We start from the raw sequence: 17298 nt of genomic DNA on the forward strand, positions 1-17298 counted from the left end.
CTACCTCGCGTCGAATCCGGGATTGAGCTGGAAGGAGGCCGCCTGCGTCAACGGGTTGGCGCGCCGCCCGACGGAGGCGTGCTCGACCCGTAGAGCGATCAGCAGGGCGACGACGAACAGAACCGCTTCGCAGGCGAAGACCGCGGCGTAGGCGTAGACGGGCTCGGACGCGACGAGACGAGCCAGATCGACCGCGAGCGTCCCCGAGAAGCCGCCCGTGCCGAAGGCGATGCCTTGGGCCGCGCCCCACACGCCCATGCGGGTGCCGCGCTCGGCTTCGCCGCCGCGACCGGCGAGCGCCATCATCGAGCCGATGGCGGCGACCGCGTAGACGCCGTTGCCGAAGCCGAGCGCGCCGACCGCGGCGCGCAGCGGGAAATCCGGCCCGATCGGACCGCCGACGGCAATCGCCGCGAGCGCCAGCGCCGAGAGCCCGCAGCCGACCGCGGTCCAGACCTTGAGCGAGCCGAGCACCGGCCCGCCGATGAAGACGGTGATGCCGGCGACAAACAGCATCCCGGCCAGTACGCCGCCGTGCTGCAACCCGGCGAGCTTGGTGGTGGCGCCGGGCGTCATCGCGAAGACGAGGCCGGCATAAGGCTCGAGGATCAGTTCCTGCGCGCTGTAGGCCAGCATCGACACGAAGACGAACAGCGTGAAGCGCCGCGCCGCCGGCTCCGCCAGCACCTGCGCCAGCACCGCGCGGAACGGCTTTTTGGGAGTTTGGGTCGCGCCAGACGGCTCCCGGCGTTGTTCGAGCCCCATCACGGCCATCGCCGCCACCGCGAAGGCGATGGCCGACACGGTGCCGGAGACCGAGACGAGCCGCAGCCCCGAGAACGGATCGAGGAAGTGGCCGGCGAGCGGGGCGGTGACCGCGAAGCCCGCGATCATCATTACCCAGACGATGGTCGCCGCAGCTCCCCGCCGGCTCGATTCGACGCCGGTGGCGAGCAGGACGAGGAGGTTGGTGCCCGCCGCGCCCGCGCCCATGCCGACGAGGAGGAACGAGGCGACCGCGAGCGCGAGCCCCGCCGTCAGCGCGGTCTCGGCGAGAGCCGTGGCGACCGCGGCGCCGAAGCCGCCGAGGCACAGGGCGGCCATGCCGCCGACGATCCACGTGGTGCGCCGCCCGCCGACATCCGAGCCGTAGCCCCAGCGCGGGCGCAGCACCTGCGCGGCGTAGTGGAGCGCCACCAGCGCGCCCGGCACCATCGCGGGCAGCGCCAGTTCCACCACCATCACGCGGTTGATGGTCGAGGTCATCAGCACGACGACGGCGCCGAGCGCCGTCTGGACGAGGCCGAGCCGGACGATCTGGAGCCAGGAGAACGAGGCGGCAGTGGTCGTGCTCATGGCCCGACCCCTTGCACGAGGGGCCGCAGGGCGAAAGCCGCGACCAGCATGCCGATCACGTAGAGCGTCGTGCCGGTGCCGTTGTACCAGGCGGCGCGGGCGCGGGGCTCTTTCAGGAAGCGCGCCATCAGGGCGAGCTGGCCGGCGAGCAGCAGGGCGACGCTTCCAGCGTGCCAGGGCCGGTCCCAGCTGAGCAGCAGCGAGACCACCACGGTCTGCGGCAGCGCCATCACGAGGCAGGCGAACAGGGCGGCGTAGCGCGGGCCCATCTGCACCGGAATCGAGCGCAGGCCAAGCGCCCGGTCGCCCTCGATCGACTTGAAGTCGTTCAGCGTCATGATGCCGTGGGCGCCGATGGCGTAGAGCAGCGCGACGGCGACGACGCGGCTGTCCGGCATCGCGGTGGCCATCACGGCGGCCCCGGTGAACCAGGGCAGGCCCTCGTAGCAGAGGCCGCAGGCGGCGTTGCCCCACCAGCCGTTGCGCTTCAACCGGATCGGCGGCGCGGAATAGATCCAGGCCAGCACGAGGCCGAACAGGGCCGCGCCCAGGATCCACGGCCCGAGCATCGCGGCGACGAGGAGCGACAGCACCGTCCAGCCGGCGGCGAGATACAACCCCCAGCGGCCGGGGATGCGCCCGGAGGGAATCGGCCGGTCCGGCTCGTTGATGGCATCGACGTGGCGGTCGAACCAGTCGTTGGCCGCCTGACTGGTGGCGCAGACGAGCGGCCCCGCGAGCACAACCCCCGCGGCGATCACCGGCCACTGCCCCGAGGGGGCTTGGCCCGAGGACACGACCCCGCAGGCGAAGGCCCACATCGGCGCGAACCACGTGATCGGCTTGAGAAGCTCGACGACAGCGCTGGGGGCGGGCGTGCTGGCCATGCCCGGAGCTTGTGACCGGCCCCTGCGCCTGTCAAGCGGACTTTACACTTGCAACGACACGTTCGGGTGACAGAGCGTTATTTTGCCGGCATGCATGATAATTCATGCAACCGCGTCACGCCTCGCCGTCGGGGGCCGGCTCGGCCTCGCCCGCATCGAGGTCGCCGATGCCGTAGCGGCGCATCTTGGCATAGAGCCCCTGGCGGCTCAGGCCCAGCATTTCCGCGGCCGAGGCGCGGTTGTCGCGGGTGATGCGCAGGGCCGCCTCGATGCACAGCTTCTCGATCAGGTCGGTGGTCTCGCGCACCAGCGCCTTCATCGAGACGCGACCGACGAGTTCGGTCATCTGCTCGACGGAGCGGGGCAGATCGTGCCCGACCGTGTGGACCGGCGCGGCCCGGCGCGGCGTCGCCCGGATCGTGAAGCCGAGGCACGGCTGCTCGGCCGCGGGCGCGGAGACGGCGGCGACCTCGACATCCTCGACCGAGCCGTACTGACCGCGCATCACCGTGGAGAAGTGGCGCACCGAGCCGTGCTCGCGGAGCGTCGCGAACAGGGCGAGCGCCTCGGTTTCCTCGCGCCCGAGCCAGCGGTCGAGGGTCTGGCCGCGCACCTGCTCTTCGGTGGCGAGCTGCACGAGGTCGAGGAAGGCGGTGTTGGCGGTGAGGATGCGCCGTCCCGGATCGGTGACGACGAAGGCCTCCGGCATCCGCCGAATCACGTCGAGGGCGCTCCCGTCGCCGGGCTGCCCGGCCTGCGCCGAGGCGAGCGGGGAGAGGCGCAGCAGGATCGCGGTCGAGCCCTCGCCGCGAAACAGCGAGGCCGAGAGCCGGGCCTCGCCCCGCCCGCCGCTGAGACGCGCGACGAGGTCGGCGGCCTGCCCCGAGCTGCGGAGCCCGGCGAACAGCACGGCGATGTCGCGGGTGGTCGAGACCTCGAACAGGTCGGCGACGTCCTGGCCCAGGATGCGCTTCGCCGGTCGCCCGAGCAGGCGCGCGGCGGCCGGGTTCGCCTCGGTGACGCGGCGCGTGCCGGCGTCGGCGACCAGCACCGGCTCGCCCGAGAGCTGGAACAGCAGCTTGTAGCGGGTCTCGGCGGAGCGCAGCCGGTCGTAGTCGCGCTCCAGCGCCTGCTGCGTGTCGGCGAGCCGCCGCTGCAGCCCAGCCAGCGTCCGCAGATCCTGGCCGACGACGATGATCGGCCCGCCCTTGCGCGGGCGCAGGCCCGCGTAGCGGATCGGCACGTCCGGGCCGTTGCGGGAGGGGTGGTTCACCTGCCGCCAGCGGGTCATCGTCCCGGCGGCGGCGTCACGCAGCAGCGCGTCGATCTTCGGCCGGCTCTCGACGGTGACGGTGTCGATCCACGGCCGCCCGCGCCAGGAGGCGATGTCCTCCGATTCGAAATCGAACGCGCCCGAGGCCGTCTCCTGAATCACGCCGTCCTCGCCGACGATCAGCGAAATATCGCTGGTGGCGGCAAGCAGGAGCCCGGCCGCCTCGCTGTCGAGGAGGCCGGCCGCCTGTTGCAGGGCCGGAGAGGGCCGCTGCGGGGGATGGCTCGCCAAGCTGCTCAAGATCACCACTTCGTGATGGCGCGAAAGGAGGTCCTTTCAACAGGCTCGGGACCGCATTTCAAGCAAGCTTTCGGAAATCAAGGGGGCGAGGCGCCCATCCTCTGCGGTCGCATCGGCACCGACGACGCTCACTTGGTCGGGATGGCGCACGAAATACGGTCCGCCGACGAGGATCTTCAGGGACGGATTGTTCGATGCCTGACGCATCGCCGCGATGGTCTGCGAAAGCCTGGGGACGAGCACGTCGCAGGACAGCGTCAGCCCGACCACGTCGAACCATTCCCCCGCCACGAGATCGACGGGATCGACCCCGGCATCCTGCCCGGCGGTCGTCACGTCCCAACCCGATTCGCGAAAAATGCCGGCCAGCACGGCGAGGCAGAACACGTGGGTCTCGCCGGGGCAGGGCAGCAGCAGGATGCTGCGCCCGCGCGGCTCCACGTCGTCGCCGCCGTAGCGCGCGCAGAGATCACGCGCGACCGCCTGGAGCCGCCCGAGCGCCACCGTGACCTCGATGAAGTCGCAGGTGTCCTCCTCCCACAGCCGGCCGATATGGCGCGCGGCGGGCGTCAGCAGCTCGACCAGCACGCTCTCCAGGCTCAGCCCCTCGTCGAGGAAGCGCAGCAGATGGAGGGTAAGGTCGCCCTCGGTGCGCGACAGGAGCAGATCGCACAGCCGCTCGATGTCCGCGGGGCTCGGCTGACGGTCCTGGGCCGAGGGCGCCGGCTTGGTGCGGGCACGGTGGACCAGCATCAGCCGGGGCAGGATCTCGGCCTCGACCACGCCCGCGAGGCGGCGGCGCATGCGCTCGGCATCCGGCTGCACGTCGAAGGCGGAGGCCGCCAGGGTCTCGCCGCCGAGGCTGCACTCCCGCGCGGGCACAGGAAGCTCCAGGCGTTCGCCGTAATGCCTCCAGCCTCCCATGGGCTTCTCCCCAGGCTACAGCGGATCAAGCAGGTTAGTGCAGGATGCCCTGTCGCGCCCCTTCGTCAGGCGTGTTCATCTTCACGATACGCCTCTTCCGTGCGTTGGCAATGCCCTCATATGAATACAACGCCAACAAATGTCAGCGAGGGCGAGCGTCAAGCTGGATTGACACTTCTGCGGGGCTGGGCCTAGGTTTCGTTCGGGAAGAGGCCTTGCGCAGACGGGGTCCGAGGCAGAGCGGAGGCGGACGCCATGCGGCAACGCCAGGGCCAGCAGAGACCGCTCTACACGAGCGAAGAGCGCCGGCGGCGCGACGCCTCCCCATGGACCCTGGTCCAGGGTCTGCTCGCTCCGCTGCAATTCCTGGTTTTCCTCGTGAGCCTCGCCCTGGTGGTGCGGACGCTCGCGACCGGCGCAGGCGCCGAGTCCGCCCACGCCTCGATCGTGATCAAGACGCTGACGCTCTACGCCATCATGATCACGGGCTCGATCTGGGAGAAGGCCGTGTTCGGCCGCTACCTGTTCGCCCCGGCCTTCTACTGGGAGGACGTGTTCAGCATGCTGGTGCTGGCGCTGCACACGGCCTACCTCGCGGCGCTGACCTTCGGCGTCCTCGACACGCACGGCCTGCTCGTCCTCGCGCTCGCGGCCTACGCCACCTACCTGATCAATGCCGGGCAGTTCCTGCTGAAGCTGCGCGCGGCCCGCCTCGAAGCGCCGACCTCGATGGCGCTCGCCGGGGAGGGCGCCCGATGAACGCCCAAGTGCCGATTAACTTGCCGATTCCCGCCGATTGCGGCCCCGACATCCGGGTCGAGCGCGGCCAGCGCGCCGTCTTCTGCGGGCTCACCGGCATCGTCTGGCTGCACCGCAAGATTCAGGACGCGTTCTTCCTCGTCGTCGGCTCGCGCACCTGCGCGCACCTGATCCAGTCGGCGGCCGGCGTGATGATCTTCGCCGAGCCGCGCTTCGCCACCGCGATCATCGACGAGCGCGATCTGGCCGGCCTCGCCGACATGAACGAGGAACTCGACCGGGTCGTCACCCGGCTGATCGAGCGGCGCCCGGACATCAAGCTCCTGTTCCTCGTCGGCTCCTGCCCGTCCGAGGTGATCAAGCTCGACCTGTCGCGGGCGGCGCTGCGGCTGTCGCAGCGGCTCTCGCCCGGCGTGCGCGTGCTCAACTATTCGGGATCCGGCATCGAGACCACCTTCACCGAGGGCGAGGACGCCTGCCTCGACGCCCTTGTGCCCGGCCTGCCGCGGGCCGAATCGGTCGGCGACGAACTTTTGGTCGTCGGCGCGCTCGCCGACGTGGTCGAGGATCAGTTCGCTCGGCTGTTCTCGGAACTCGGCATCCGGGCCCGCTTCCTGCCGGCGCGGCGCTCGGGCGAGATGCCGGCGGTCGCCCGCGGTACGCCCTACCTGCTGGCGCAGCCGTTCCTGACGGCCACCGCCCGCGCGCTGGACGAGCGCGGCGCGAGGCGCATCCCGGCTCCATTTCCGCTGGGCGCGGAGGGCACCACCCTCTGGCTCAGGGCCGCCGCCGACGCCTTCGGTGTCGATCCGGCTCGCTTCGAAGCGGTGACGGCACCCGGCCGTGCCCGCGCCGACCGGGCACTGGAGCGCTACCGCGAGCGGCTTTCGGGCAAGCGGGTGTTCTTCTTCCCCGATTCGCAGCTCGAAGTGCCGCTGGCGCGCTTCCTCGCCCGCGAGGTCGGCGCCGATCTCGTCGAGGTCGGCACGCCCTACCTGCACCGCGCGCATCTCGCTGCCGAACTCGAACTCCTGCCCGCCGGCACGGCCGTCGTCGAGGGCCAGAGCCTCGACGACGGGCTCGACCGCTGCCGTCAGGCGCGGCCCGACCTCACCGTCTGCGGGCTCGGCCTCGCCAACCCGCTCGAATCGGAGGGGCTCTCGACCAAGTGGTCGATCGAGCTGCTCTTCACCCCGATCCAGGGCTACGATCAGGCCGGCGACCTCGCCGAGCTGTTCGCCCGCCCGCTCCACCGCCGCGCGAAGCTCGAGGTGTAGCGATGCAACTCACCGTCTGGACCTACGAGGGACCGCCGCATATCGGCGCCATGCGCGTCGCCACCGCGATGGAGGGGCTGCACTATGTGCTGCACGCGCCTCAGGGCGACACCTATGCCGACCTGCTCTTCACCATGATCGAGCGGCGCGAGAAGCGCCCGCCGGTCACCTACACCACCTTCCAGGCGCGCGACCTCGGCGGCGACACCGCCCTGCTGTTCAAGGATGCGGTGGCGCAGGCGCATGCCCGCTTCCAGCCGCAGGCGATGATCGTCGGCGCCTCCTGCACGGCGGAGCTGATCCAGGACGATCCGGGCGGGCTCGCCAAGGCGCTGGCCCTGCCGATCCCGGTGATCCCGCTGGAGCTGCCGGCTTACCAGAAGAAGGAGAACTGGGGCGCCTCCGAGACCTTTTATCGGTTGGTGCGCGCGCTCTCGGGCCAGCCCGTCGAGCGCGCCCCGCGCGAGGGCCGGCGCCCGCTCTGCAACATCCTGGGTCCGACCGCGCTCGGCTTCCGCCACCGCGACGACCTGATCGAGATCCGGAAGATTCTCGAAGCGCTCGGGATCGACGTGAACGTGGTGGCGCCGCTCGGCGCCAGCCCCGCCGATCTCGGGCGGCTGCGGGAGGCCGACTTCAACGTCGTGCTCTACCCTGAGATCGCCCGAGCGGCGGCGCAGCACCTCGAGAAGACGTTTCGCCAGCCCTTCGTCGACATCGTGCCCATCGGCGTCGGCGCCACCACCCGCTTCGTCGAGGCGGTCGCCGCGATGGCCGGCGTCGATCCGGGCCCGGTGCTGGCGGGCGTGCCCTCGCGGCTGCCCTGGTATTCGCGCTCGGTCGATTCGACCTACCTCACCGACAAGCGCGTCTTCATCTTCGGCGACGCCACCCACGCGCTCGGCATCGCCCGGGTCGCGGCCAAGGAACTGGGTTTCCGCGTCGTCGGGCTCGGCACCTACAGCCGCGAATTCGCCCGCGAGGTCCGCGCCGAGGCGGCCAGCCTCGGCATCGAGGCGATCATCGCCGACGACTATCTCGACGTGGAGGCCGCGATCCAGGCGGCGCAGCCCGAACTCGTGCTCGGCACGCAGATGGAGCGCCACGTCGCCAAGCGGCTCGGCATCCCCTGCGCGGTGATCTCGGCGCCGGTCCACGTGCAGGACTTCCCGGCCCGCCACTCGCCGCAGATGGGGTTCGAGGGCGCCAACGTCCTGTTCGACACCCTGGTCCATCCGCTGATGATGGGCCTGGAGGAGCACCTGCTCGGGATGTTCCGCGAGGACCCCGAGTTCCACGACGGCGCCGCCCCCTCGCATCTCGGTCGCACGCAGGCCGGGCCGGCCGCCGCGGGGCGGATGCCGGAGGCTCCCCCGCCGCCCGCTCCGATCGTGGTCGAGGCCGCGCAGGTCACGCTCACGCCCATCCCCACCACGGCGCCCTGGAGTCCGGACGCCGAGAAGGAACTGAAGAAGATCCCGTTCTTCGTGCGCGGAAAGGCCCGCGCCAACACCGAGCGTTTCGCCCGCGAGCGGCAGCTTCCGCTCATCACCCTCGAGACCCTGTACGATGCCAAAGCGCATTTCGGCCGCTAGGCCCGACATCCGCATCGCCATCGTCACGCTCGACAATCACTTGGCGAGCGCGGTGGAGCGGGCACGCCTGCGCCTCGCGCAGGACATGCCGGGGCTGACCCTCAGCTTCCACGCCGCCGCGGAGTGGGAGACCGATCCGGCCGCGCTGGCCGCCTGCCGCGAGGAGATCGCGCGCGCCGACATCGTCGTCTCGGCGATGCTGTTCCTCGACGACCACGTCCGCGCGATCCTGCCCGCTTTGCTGGCGCGCCGCCCGCATTGCGACGCCATGGTCGGCTGCCTCTCCGCCGCCGAGGTGGTGCGCACCACGCGCCTCAACCGCTTCGACATGAGCGGCGCCAAGCGCTCGGCGCTGGATTTCCTGAAGAAACTGCGCGGCAAGCCGGGGGCCGAGGGCAATGCCGCCCGCCAGATGGCGCTGGTGCGCAAGCTCCCGCAGATCCTGCGCTTCATCCCCGGCTCGGCCCAGGACGTGCGGGCCTATTTTCTGACGCTGCAATACTGGCTCGCCGGCTCCGACGAGAACGTGGCGGGCCTCGTGCGCTTCCTCGTGCAGCGCTACGCCGCCGGCCCCCGCGCAGTCTGGCGCGAGATCGCCGCCGCGCCCGCGCCGCAGCACTATCCCGAGACCGGGCTGTATCACCCGCGCATGGCCGGCCGGTTCGGCGAGGAGGTTTCGCGCCTGCCGACGGTGCCCGGCGCAAAGGGCCGCGTCGGCCTGCTGTTGATGCGCTCCTACGTGCTGGCCGGGAACACCGCGCATTACGACGGCGTCATTGCCGCGCTCGAAGCCCGCGGTCTCTCGGTGGTGCCGGCTTTTGCCGCCGGCCTCGACAACCGCCCGGCGGTCGAAGCCTTCTTCATGCGCGACGGATCGCCCGCCATCGACGCGCTGGTCTCGCTTACCGGCTTCTCGCTGGTCGGCGGCCCTGCCTACAACGACGCGGCGGCCGCCCAAGCCCTGCTGGCCCGGCTCGACGTACCCTACCTCGCGGCGCAGGCGCTCGAATTCCAGACCATCGAGCAGTGGCAGGAGGGCGACCGCGGCCTCTCGCCGGTCGAGGCGACCATGATGGTCGCGATCCCCGAACTCGACGGCGCCACCGCGCCGATGGTGTTCGGCGGCCGCTCCTCGGCTTCGGGCCCCGACAACGCCCGCGACATGCGCGTCCACCCGGAGCGCGCCGCGCGTCTGGCCGAGCGGGTCGAGCGCATGGTGGCGTTGCGGCGCAGGGCAAAAGCCGAGCGGCGGCTCGCCATCGTGCTGTTCAACTTCCCGCCGAACGCGGGTGCCACCGGCACCGCCGCCTTCCTCTCAGTCTACGCCTCGCTCCTCAACACCCTGCGGGGCCTGGCCGCCGACGGCTACGACGTCGAGGTGCCCGATAGCGTCGATGCGCTGCGCGAGAAGATTCTCGGCGGCAACGCCGCCCGCTTCGGCACGCAGGCCAACGTCCACGCCCGCATCCCGGCCGAGGACCACGTTCGCCGTGAGCCGCATCTGGCCGAGATCGAGGCCCAATGGGGCCCGGCGCCGGGCCGGCACCAGAGCAACGGCGCCGATATCCTCGTGCTCGGCGTCCAACTCGGAAACGTCTTCGTCGGGGTGCAGCCCGCCTTCGGCTACGAGGGCGACCCGATGCGGCTGCTGTTCGAGCACGGCTTCGCCCCGACGCATGCCTTCAGCGCCTTCTACCGCTACCTGCGCGAGGATTTTTGCGCCGACGCGGTGCTGCATTTCGGCACCCACGGCGCGCTCGAATTCATGCCCGGCAAGCAGACCGGCCTGTCCGAGCGTTGCTGGCCCGAGCGGCTGATCGGCGCCATGCCGAACGTCTACCTTTACGCCGCCAACAACCCGTCCGAGGGCACGCTGGCCAAGCGCCGCTCCGCCGCGACGCTGGTGAGCTACCTCACACCGAGTCTCGCCGCCGCGGGCCTCTATCGCGGGCTGATCGACCTCAAGGCCTCGGTCGAGCGCTGGCGCGCCCTGGAGCCCGAGGCCGTCGCCGAGCGGGCGACGCTCGCCGAGGTGATCCAGTCGCAGGGCGCCGCCCTCGACCTCACCGCGGCCGAGCCGGCGTGGCACGGCGACGTTTCGGCCCGCGTGGCGACGCTCGCCGCCGCGCTCGCGGAACTCGAACAGACCCTGATCCCGCACGGCCTTCACGTCGTCGGCGAGGCGATGCCGGCGCAAGAGCGCGTCGATCTTCTTACCGCCCTGGCGGAAGCCTCGCACGGCCTCAAGCCCGCACGCGTCGGCATCGAGCGGCTGATCGCGGGCGCGGCCTTCAACGAGGCGCTCACCGCCGCCGGCCTGCCGCTCGACGAGACCGGCCGCTCCGCCTTCGCCGACCTCGCCCGCATCGACCGCGAGCTGTCGCGCGACCACGAGATTCCGGCGCTGCTGCGCGCGCTCGACGGCCGCTTCGTGCCCCCGGTGGCGGGCGGCGACCTGCTGCGCAACCCGGCGATCCTGCCGACGGGGCGCAACCTGCACGGCTTCGACCCCTACCGCCTGCCCTCCGCCTTCGCGGTGACGGACGGCGCCCGGCAGGTCGCCCGCGTGCTGGAGCGCTACACCTCCGAGGGGCAGCCCCTGCCGGAGAGCGTCGCCATCGTCCTGTGGGGTACCGACAACCTCAAGAGCGAGGGCGGCCCGATCGCCCAGGCGCTCGCGCTGGTCGGTGCCGCCCCGCGCTTCGACGGCTACGGGCGGCTCGCCGGTGCCGAGCTGATCCCGCTCGAAACGCTCGGCCGCCCCCGCATCGACGCGGTGGTGACGCTGTCCGGCATTTTTCGCGATCTGCTGCCGCTCCAGACCAAGCTGCTCGCGGAGGCCAGCTATCTCGCGGCGACGGCCGACGAGCCGGAAGACAAAAACTTCGTGCGCAAGCACGCCCTGGCGATCCAGGCCGAGCAGGGCTGCGACATGGAGACGGCGGCGCTCCGCGTGTTCTCAAATGCCGAGGGCGCTTACGGCGCCAACGTCAATCACCTCGTCGAGTCGGGCCGCTGGGACGATGCGGACGAGCTGTGCGAGACCTTCTCGAAGCGCAAATCCTTCGCCTACGGCCGCAACGGCCGCCCGGCGCCGCAGCGCGAGCTGATGCGCGCGGTCCTCGCCAAGGTCGATCTCGCCTACCAGAACCTCGATTCGGTCGAACTCGGCGTGACGAGCGTCGATCACTACTTCGACGGTCTCGGCGGCGTCAGCCGTGCGGTGGCCCGCGCCCGCGGCACGGCGGTGCCGGTCTATATTAGCGACCAGACGCGGGGCGAGGGCCGGGTGCGCTCCCTCGACGAGCAGGTGGCGCTGGAAACGCGCACCCGCATGCTCAACCCGAAATGGTACGAGGGCCTGCTCGGCCACGGCTACGAGGGCGTGCGCCAGATCGAGGCGACCCTGACCAACACGGTCGGCTGGTCGGCCACCGCCGGCGCGGTCCAGCCCTGGATCTACGAGCGCATCACCGAGACCTACGTGCTCGACCCGGCCATGCGCGAGCGCATGGCGGCCCTGAATCCCACGGCCTGCGCCAAGGTCGCGAGCCGCCTGATCGAAGCCCATCGCCGGGGCTTCTGGACCCCCGACGCCGCCACCCGCGACGCGCTCGACCGCGCCGAGGAGGAGCTGGAAGACCGGCTCGAGGGCGTGACACCCGGAATCACCGCAGGAGTCGCGGCATGAACATCGCCATCCGGAACCCTGTGCCGCTGCGCCGCGAGGAGGGCAGCGTCCAGGTCGCCCTCGACCCGACCGACAAGATCGAGACCGCGAAGGTCTTCGCCGTCTACGGCAAGGGCGGCATCGGCAAGTCCACGACCTCGTCGAACCTCTCGGTCGCCTTCTCGAAGCTGGGCAAGCGCGTCCTGCAGATCGGCTGCGATCCGAAGCACGATTCGACCTTCACCCTGACGAAGCGCCTCGCGCCGACCGTCATCGACGCGCTCGAATCGGTGAACTTCCACTCCGAGGAACTGCGGCCCGAGGATTACGTGGTCGAGGGCTACAACGGCGTGATGTGCGTCGAGGCCGGCGGTCCGCCGGCCGGCACCGGCTGCGGCGGCTACGTCGTCGGCCAGACGGTGAAGCTCCTGAAGGAGCACCACCTGCTGGAGGACACCGACGTCGTCGTGTTCGACGTGCTCGGCGACGTGGTCTGCGGCGGCTTCGCCTCGCCGCTCCAGCACGCCGACCGCGCGCTGATCGTCACCGCCAACGACTTCGATTCGATCTTCGCGATGAACCGCATCGTCGCGGCGATCCACGCGAAGTCGAAGAACTACGGCGTGCGCCTCGGGGGCGTCATCGCCAACCGCTCGGCCAAGACCGACGAGATCGACCGCTTCAACGATGCGGTGGGCCTGCGCCGCCTCGCCCACTTCCCCGATCTCGACGTGGTGCGCCGCTCGCGCCTGAAGAAGTCGACGCTGTTCGAGATGGAGGACTCGCCGGAGCTGCGGGCCGTCACCGACGAGTACATGCGGCTCGCCGAGACGCTGTGGTCCGGCGCCGACCCCTGCGAGGCGTTGCCGATGAAGGACCGCGACCTGTTCGAATTCCTCGGCTTCGATTGATCGGTCCCGCGATGAGCAGCTACGCCACCCGCCGATCCCAGCTCGAGACCTATTTCGATCGCACTGCGGTCGAGGCGTGGTCGCGCCTCACCTCCGACGCGCCGGTCTCGAAGATTCGCGCCACGGTGCGGGCCGGGCGCGACGCCATGCGCTCGACCCTGCTCGATTGGCTTCCCGCCGACATGAGGGGGCTTCGCCTGCTCGACGCCGGCTGCGGCACCGGCGCGCTCGCCGTCGAAGCTGCCCGCCGCGGCGCCACGGTGACGGCCATCGACGTCTCGCCGACGCTCATCGGGCTCGCCCGCGAGCGCCTGCCGGAGATCGCCGGCCCCGGCTCCATCGATTTCCGGGTCGGCGACATGCTCGACGCGCGCCTCGGCCGCTTCGACCACGTCGTCGCGATGGATTCGCTGATCCACTACCAAGCCGCCGACATCGTCCGCGCCTTGGCCGAACTCTCCGCCCGCACCGACGGCAGCGTCGTCTTCACCGTGGCGCCCCGCACCGCGCTGCTGACGCTGATGCACGCCGCCGGAAAGTTCTTTCCGAAAGCCGACCGGGCGCCCGCCATCGTCCCGATCACCGAATCTGGCCTGCGTCGCCGGATCGGTCGCGAGCCGGCGCTTGAGCGGTTCAAGGTCGGACGGACGCGGCGGATCAACAGCGGCTTCTATCTCTCCAACGCGATCGAGCTGAGGCGCGCCCCCCAAAACCCTCCCCCCTCCGCGGGGGAGGGTGCCCGCGGAGCGGGCGGGAGAGGGGAGCAACGCTTCCGCTTGGCCGCCACCGACGCGAAATCCTCGGAAGCGTCGTTCCCCTCTCCCGACCCCCTTCGGGGGCCACCCTCCCCCGCAGAGGGGGGAGGGCTCAAACCGTGAAAACCGGCCTCACCCTCACCCAGGCCCTCCTGCGGCTCGGCCCGGCGATCCTCCCCTTCGCCGATGCCGCGACGAAGGAGCTGCCGCTCGGGCGGCTGATGCGGCTGTCGCTGTTTCAGGTCACGGTCGGCATGGCCGCCGTGCTGCTGATCGGCACGCTCAACCGCGTCATGATCGTCGAGCTGCAGGTTCCGGCCTGGATCGTGGCGGTGATGCTGTCTCTGCCGCTGCTGTTCGCGCCCTTACGCGCGCTCGTGGGCTTCCGCTCCGACACGCACCGCTCGGTGCTGGGCTGGCGGCGCGTGCCCTATATCTGGTTCGGCACGCTGCTGCAGTTCGGCGGGCTGGCGATCATGCCGTTCGCCCTGCTGATCCTGTCGGGTGACACCACCGGCCCGGCCTGGGTCGGGCATGTCGCTGCCGCGCTGGCCTTCCTGCTCGTGGGTGCGGGCCTCCACACCACGCAGACCGTCGGCCTCGCGCTCGCCACGGATCTCGCCCCGGCGCACGCCCGCCCGAAGGTGGTGGCGCTGCTCTGCGCCATGCTGCTGGTGGGCATGATGGGCAGCGCGCTGCTGTTCGGGTTGGCGCTCGCCAACTTCTCCGCCATCCGGCTGATCCAGGTGATCCAGGGCGCGGCGCTCGTCACCATCGTCCTCAACGGCATCGCCCTGTGGAAGCAGGAGCCGCGCAACGCGGCCCGCACCGCCCGCGACGCCCCCCGCCCCACCTTCGCCGAATCCTGGCAAGGCTATGCCGGCGAGCCGACCGCGCGGCGGCGCCTCGTCGCCATCGGGCTCGGCACGGCGGGCTTCTCGATGCAGGACATCCTGCTCGAACCCTATGGCGGCCAGATCCTGAACCTCAGCGTCGGCCAGACCACGGCGCTCACCGCGATGCTCGCGGCGGGCGGCGGGCTCGGGCTCGTCGCGGCGGCGCGCTGGCTCGCCCGCGGCGGCGATCCCTACCGCGTCGCGGCGGTGGGCTCGGTCATCGGCATCCTCGCCTTCTCGGCGGTGGTCTTCGCAGCACCCCTGGCATCCGCCCGGCTGTTCGCCGCGGGCGTGACGCTGATCGGCATCGGCGGCGGCCTGTTCGCCCACGGCACGCTCACCGCCTCCATGGCCAAGGCCGGCCCGGACGACACCGGCCTCGCGCTCGGCGCCTGGGGCGCCGTGCAGGCGACCGCGGCCGGCCTCGCCATCGCCGCGAGCGGCATCCTGCGCGATGTCGGCGCCGCGGTGGCGCAATCGGGCGTGCTCGGCGAGGGCATGAACGAGCCGGCCATCGGCTACCTCATCGTCTACCACGTCGAGATCGCGCTGCTCTTCGCCACCCTGGTGGCGATCGGCCCGCTGGTCCGCTTCGATTCGGCTGAGGCCGCGCGCCCTGACGAGGGACGCGCGCGCACCTTCGACCCCCTCGTCAACCGTCCCACCTGATCGGAGGCGCGTCATGCCCAGAGGCGAGATCACCGGTTACATCGACGTGGCGCAGGTCACGCTCTACGCGTTCTTCCTCTTCTTCGCTGGGTTGGTGTTCTACCTGCGCCGCGAGGATCGCCGCGAGGGCTATCCCCTCGAGAACGAGGCCGCCGGCCGCCTCAAGGCCTACGATCCGGTGCTGATCCCGACGCCGAAGGCGTTCCACCTGTCGAGCGGCCACACCCAGTACGCGCCGCAGACCAACGTCGCCTACGAGACCGGCATCCCGGCGGCCAAGCTCGAGCCCTGGCCCGGCGCCCCGTATGTCCGCACCGACCGGTCGCTCCAGGCCGGGGTCGGGCCCGGCTCGTGGACCCCGCGCCACGACGAGCACGACCGCACCTGGGAGGGCCATTACCGCATCGTCCCCTTGCGCGTCGCCGACACCTTCGTCGTGCACGAGGCCGGCCCGAATCCGATCGGCATGTCGGTGCTGGGCGCCGACCGCAACGTCGCCGGCACCGTCACCGACCTCTGGGTCGATCGCGGCGAGTCGTTCGTGCGCTACTACGAGGTCGAACTCGGCGCGGGCGGGCGCCGGGTGCTGATGCCCTCGACCTTCTGCTCGACCAGCCTGTTCACCAAGACGGTCACGACCGAGGCGCTGCTGGCGGCGCAATTCGCCGACATCCCCGGCCACAAGGACCCGGATTCGGTGACCCTGCTCGAAGAGGAGCGGATCATGGCCTATTTCGGCGCCGGCACCCTCTACGCCACGCCGGCCCGCGCGGAGCCGCTGCTGTGAGCGAGTCGGATTTCCTCCCCGAGGGCACCCTGCGCGGGATGCCCGGCCCGCTCCCCAAAGGCGAGCGCATCCTGTGGCGCGGCGCCCCGACCTGGCGCGGCGTGCTGGCTCAGGTCTTCCACGTCCGACCCGTCGTGGCGTGGTTTGCCGGCACCGCGACGCTGTTCGGCATCGCCGCCGCGGCGCAGGGCGGCATGGTGAGCGCGCTCACGGTGGTCGCGCCGACGCTGCTGATCGGCGCGGGCGGCATCGCCCTGCTGACCGTGCTGGCCTGGCTCGTCCACCGCACCACCGTCTACACCATCACTGACCGGCGCGTGGTCATGCATGTCGGCATCGCCCTGCCGATCACGCTCAACCTCCCCCACGCCCGCACCGAGGGCGCGGGCCTGCACCTGTTCTCCGACGGCAGCGGCGACATCCCGCTGCAACTGCCGCCGGGCGAGCGGATCGCCTACCTGCACCTTTGGCCGCATGCCCGGCCCTGGCGCGTGAGCCGTCCCGAGCCGATGATGCGATCGGTGCCGGACGCCCGCGCGGTCGCCGAAATCCTGGCCGGGGCGCTGGCCGCCCAGGGGCCGCGCGTCGCGGAAGGTATTTCCGCCGCGCCGACCGAGCGTCCGCGCCCGGCATCCCGGCCGGGCCGCCTCGCCGCCGCCGGCTAGAGCATCGGCCCGAAAGGTGGGAACCGGCTTTCGGAAAAAAGCCGATGCGGCACAGAAGCTTAGAGGAGTGTGAGCGATGCCGGTCGAACTCCCCGTCCGCCGCCCCGCGAGCCCGCCGCCCCCGCGCCGCTCGCCCCAGTCGCTCGCCGTGATCGGCATGGGCGTGCTGCTCGGGATCGTGCTGCTCGCGGTGTTCGTCGGGCGGCGTGAGGGCGTCGGCCTCACTGAGCTGCCCCCCGGCCGCCCGGTCGCGAGCCTCGGCTTCCGGGCCGAGGACCGGCCGGACGGCGCGGTCGAGCTGATGGGCGCCGAGGACAACCGCCTCGTCGCCCGCATCAATCCCGGCGAGGGCGGTTTTATGCGCGGGACATTGCGAGGCCTCGCGCAAGCCCGGCAGCGCGAGGGGCTGGGGCCGGAGCAGCCGTTCACGCTCACACGATTCGACAACGGCACCCTGGCGTTGGAGGATGCGGCCACCGGGCGCCATGTCGCGCTGGAGGCTTTCGGCGCCACCAACGCCGCCGCCTTCGCCCGCCTCCTGCCCGGCTATGAAACGAAATAGGGGAGGGCCGTC

At 71.3% G+C, this 17298-nt stretch carries 14 protein-coding genes; 10 read left to right on the forward strand and 4 right to left on the reverse strand.

Annotation, left to right across the window (positions count from 1 at the left end):
- The 4 genes from AAHG03_RS23115 to AAHG03_RS23130 form a co-directional block, all read right to left on the reverse strand.
- Positions 1–1356, reverse strand: a complete 1356-nt coding sequence (locus AAHG03_RS23115; protein ID WP_342153556.1) for a BCD family MFS transporter — start codon at positions 1354–1356, stop codon at positions 1–3.
- On the reverse strand, positions 1353–2243 hold the full coding sequence (chlG, locus tag AAHG03_RS23120; protein ID WP_342153558.1) for a chlorophyll synthase ChlG: 891 nt from the start codon (positions 2241–2243) through the stop codon (positions 1353–1355). Before chlG ends, AAHG03_RS23115 begins: the two co-directional genes overlap by 4 nt.
- 115 nt (positions 2244–2358) lie before the next feature.
- Positions 2359–3825 carry a transcriptional regulator PpsR gene (gene ppsR, locus AAHG03_RS23125; RefSeq protein ID WP_342153560.1) on the reverse strand — a complete coding sequence of 489 codons (1467 nt, stop codon included), beginning with the start codon at positions 3823–3825 and terminating at the stop codon, positions 2359–2361.
- Positions 3826–3852: 27 nt separating this feature from the next.
- Positions 3853–4740 carry a cobalamin B12-binding domain-containing protein gene (locus tag AAHG03_RS23130; protein ID WP_342153561.1) on the reverse strand — a complete coding sequence of 296 codons (888 nt, stop codon included), beginning with the start codon at positions 4738–4740 and terminating at the stop codon, positions 3853–3855.
- A 255-nt stretch (positions 4741–4995) separates the two neighbouring features.
- Here AAHG03_RS23130 and bchF point away from each other — a divergent pair, with 255 nt between their 5' ends.
- From bchF to puhC, 10 genes are all read left to right on the forward strand, one after another.
- Complete coding sequence (gene bchF, locus AAHG03_RS23135) at positions 4996–5499, forward strand: 2-vinyl bacteriochlorophyllide hydratase (protein ID WP_342153562.1); 504 nt, start codon at positions 4996–4998, stop codon at positions 5497–5499.
- A complete protein-coding gene (locus tag AAHG03_RS23140) occupies positions 5496–6776 on the forward strand; it encodes a ferredoxin:protochlorophyllide reductase (ATP-dependent) subunit N (RefSeq protein ID WP_342153563.1) in 1281 nt (426 codons plus the stop codon). The genes bchF and AAHG03_RS23140 overlap by 4 nt, the downstream gene beginning before the upstream one ends.
- Before the next feature lie 2 nt (positions 6777–6778).
- Positions 6779–8371, forward strand: a complete 1593-nt coding sequence (gene bchB, locus AAHG03_RS23145) for a ferredoxin:protochlorophyllide reductase (ATP-dependent) subunit B (protein ID WP_342153564.1) — start codon at positions 6779–6781, stop codon at positions 8369–8371.
- Positions 8346–12062 carry a magnesium chelatase subunit H gene (locus AAHG03_RS23150; protein WP_342153565.1) on the forward strand — a complete coding sequence of 1239 codons (3717 nt, stop codon included), beginning with the start codon at positions 8346–8348 and terminating at the stop codon, positions 12060–12062. The genes bchB and AAHG03_RS23150 overlap by 26 nt, the downstream gene beginning before the upstream one ends.
- The gene (bchL, locus tag AAHG03_RS23155; protein ID WP_342153566.1) at positions 12059–12952 is read left to right on the forward strand and encodes a ferredoxin:protochlorophyllide reductase (ATP-dependent) iron-sulfur ATP-binding protein; all 894 of its coding nucleotides are present in this window, start codon (positions 12059–12061) and stop codon (positions 12950–12952) included. The genes AAHG03_RS23150 and bchL overlap by 4 nt, the downstream gene beginning before the upstream one ends.
- An 11-nt stretch (positions 12953–12963) precedes the next feature.
- Positions 12964–13830 (forward strand): magnesium protoporphyrin IX methyltransferase, encoded by an 867-nt coding sequence (gene bchM, locus AAHG03_RS23160; RefSeq protein WP_342153567.1) that lies wholly within the window; start codon positions 12964–12966, stop codon positions 13828–13830.
- Positions 13827–15272 carry a BCD family MFS transporter gene (locus AAHG03_RS23165; RefSeq protein ID WP_342153568.1) on the forward strand — a complete coding sequence of 482 codons (1446 nt, stop codon included), beginning with the start codon at positions 13827–13829 and terminating at the stop codon, positions 15270–15272. Before bchM ends, AAHG03_RS23165 begins: the two co-directional genes overlap by 4 nt.
- Positions 15273–15285: 13 nt before the next feature.
- Positions 15286–16059, forward strand: coding sequence for a photosynthetic reaction center subunit H (gene puhA, locus AAHG03_RS23170; protein WP_342153569.1), 774 nt, complete (start codon positions 15286–15288; stop codon positions 16057–16059).
- Positions 16056–16724, forward strand: coding sequence for a photosynthetic complex putative assembly protein PuhB (gene puhB / locus AAHG03_RS23175; RefSeq protein ID WP_342153570.1), 669 nt, complete (start codon positions 16056–16058; stop codon positions 16722–16724). The genes puhA and puhB overlap by 4 nt, the downstream gene beginning before the upstream one ends.
- A gap of 76 nt (positions 16725–16800) precedes the next feature.
- Entirely contained in the window at positions 16801–17286 is a 486-nt protein-coding gene (gene puhC, locus AAHG03_RS23180) for a photosynthetic complex assembly protein PuhC (RefSeq protein ID WP_342153571.1), read from the forward strand.
- Positions 17287–17298 lie beyond the last annotated feature (12 nt).

It is taken from the genome of Methylorubrum subtropicum, from assembly GCF_038442325.1.
In the GTDB taxonomy this organism is placed as follows: domain Bacteria; phylum Pseudomonadota; class Alphaproteobacteria; order Rhizobiales; family Beijerinckiaceae; genus Methylobacterium; species Methylobacterium subtropicum.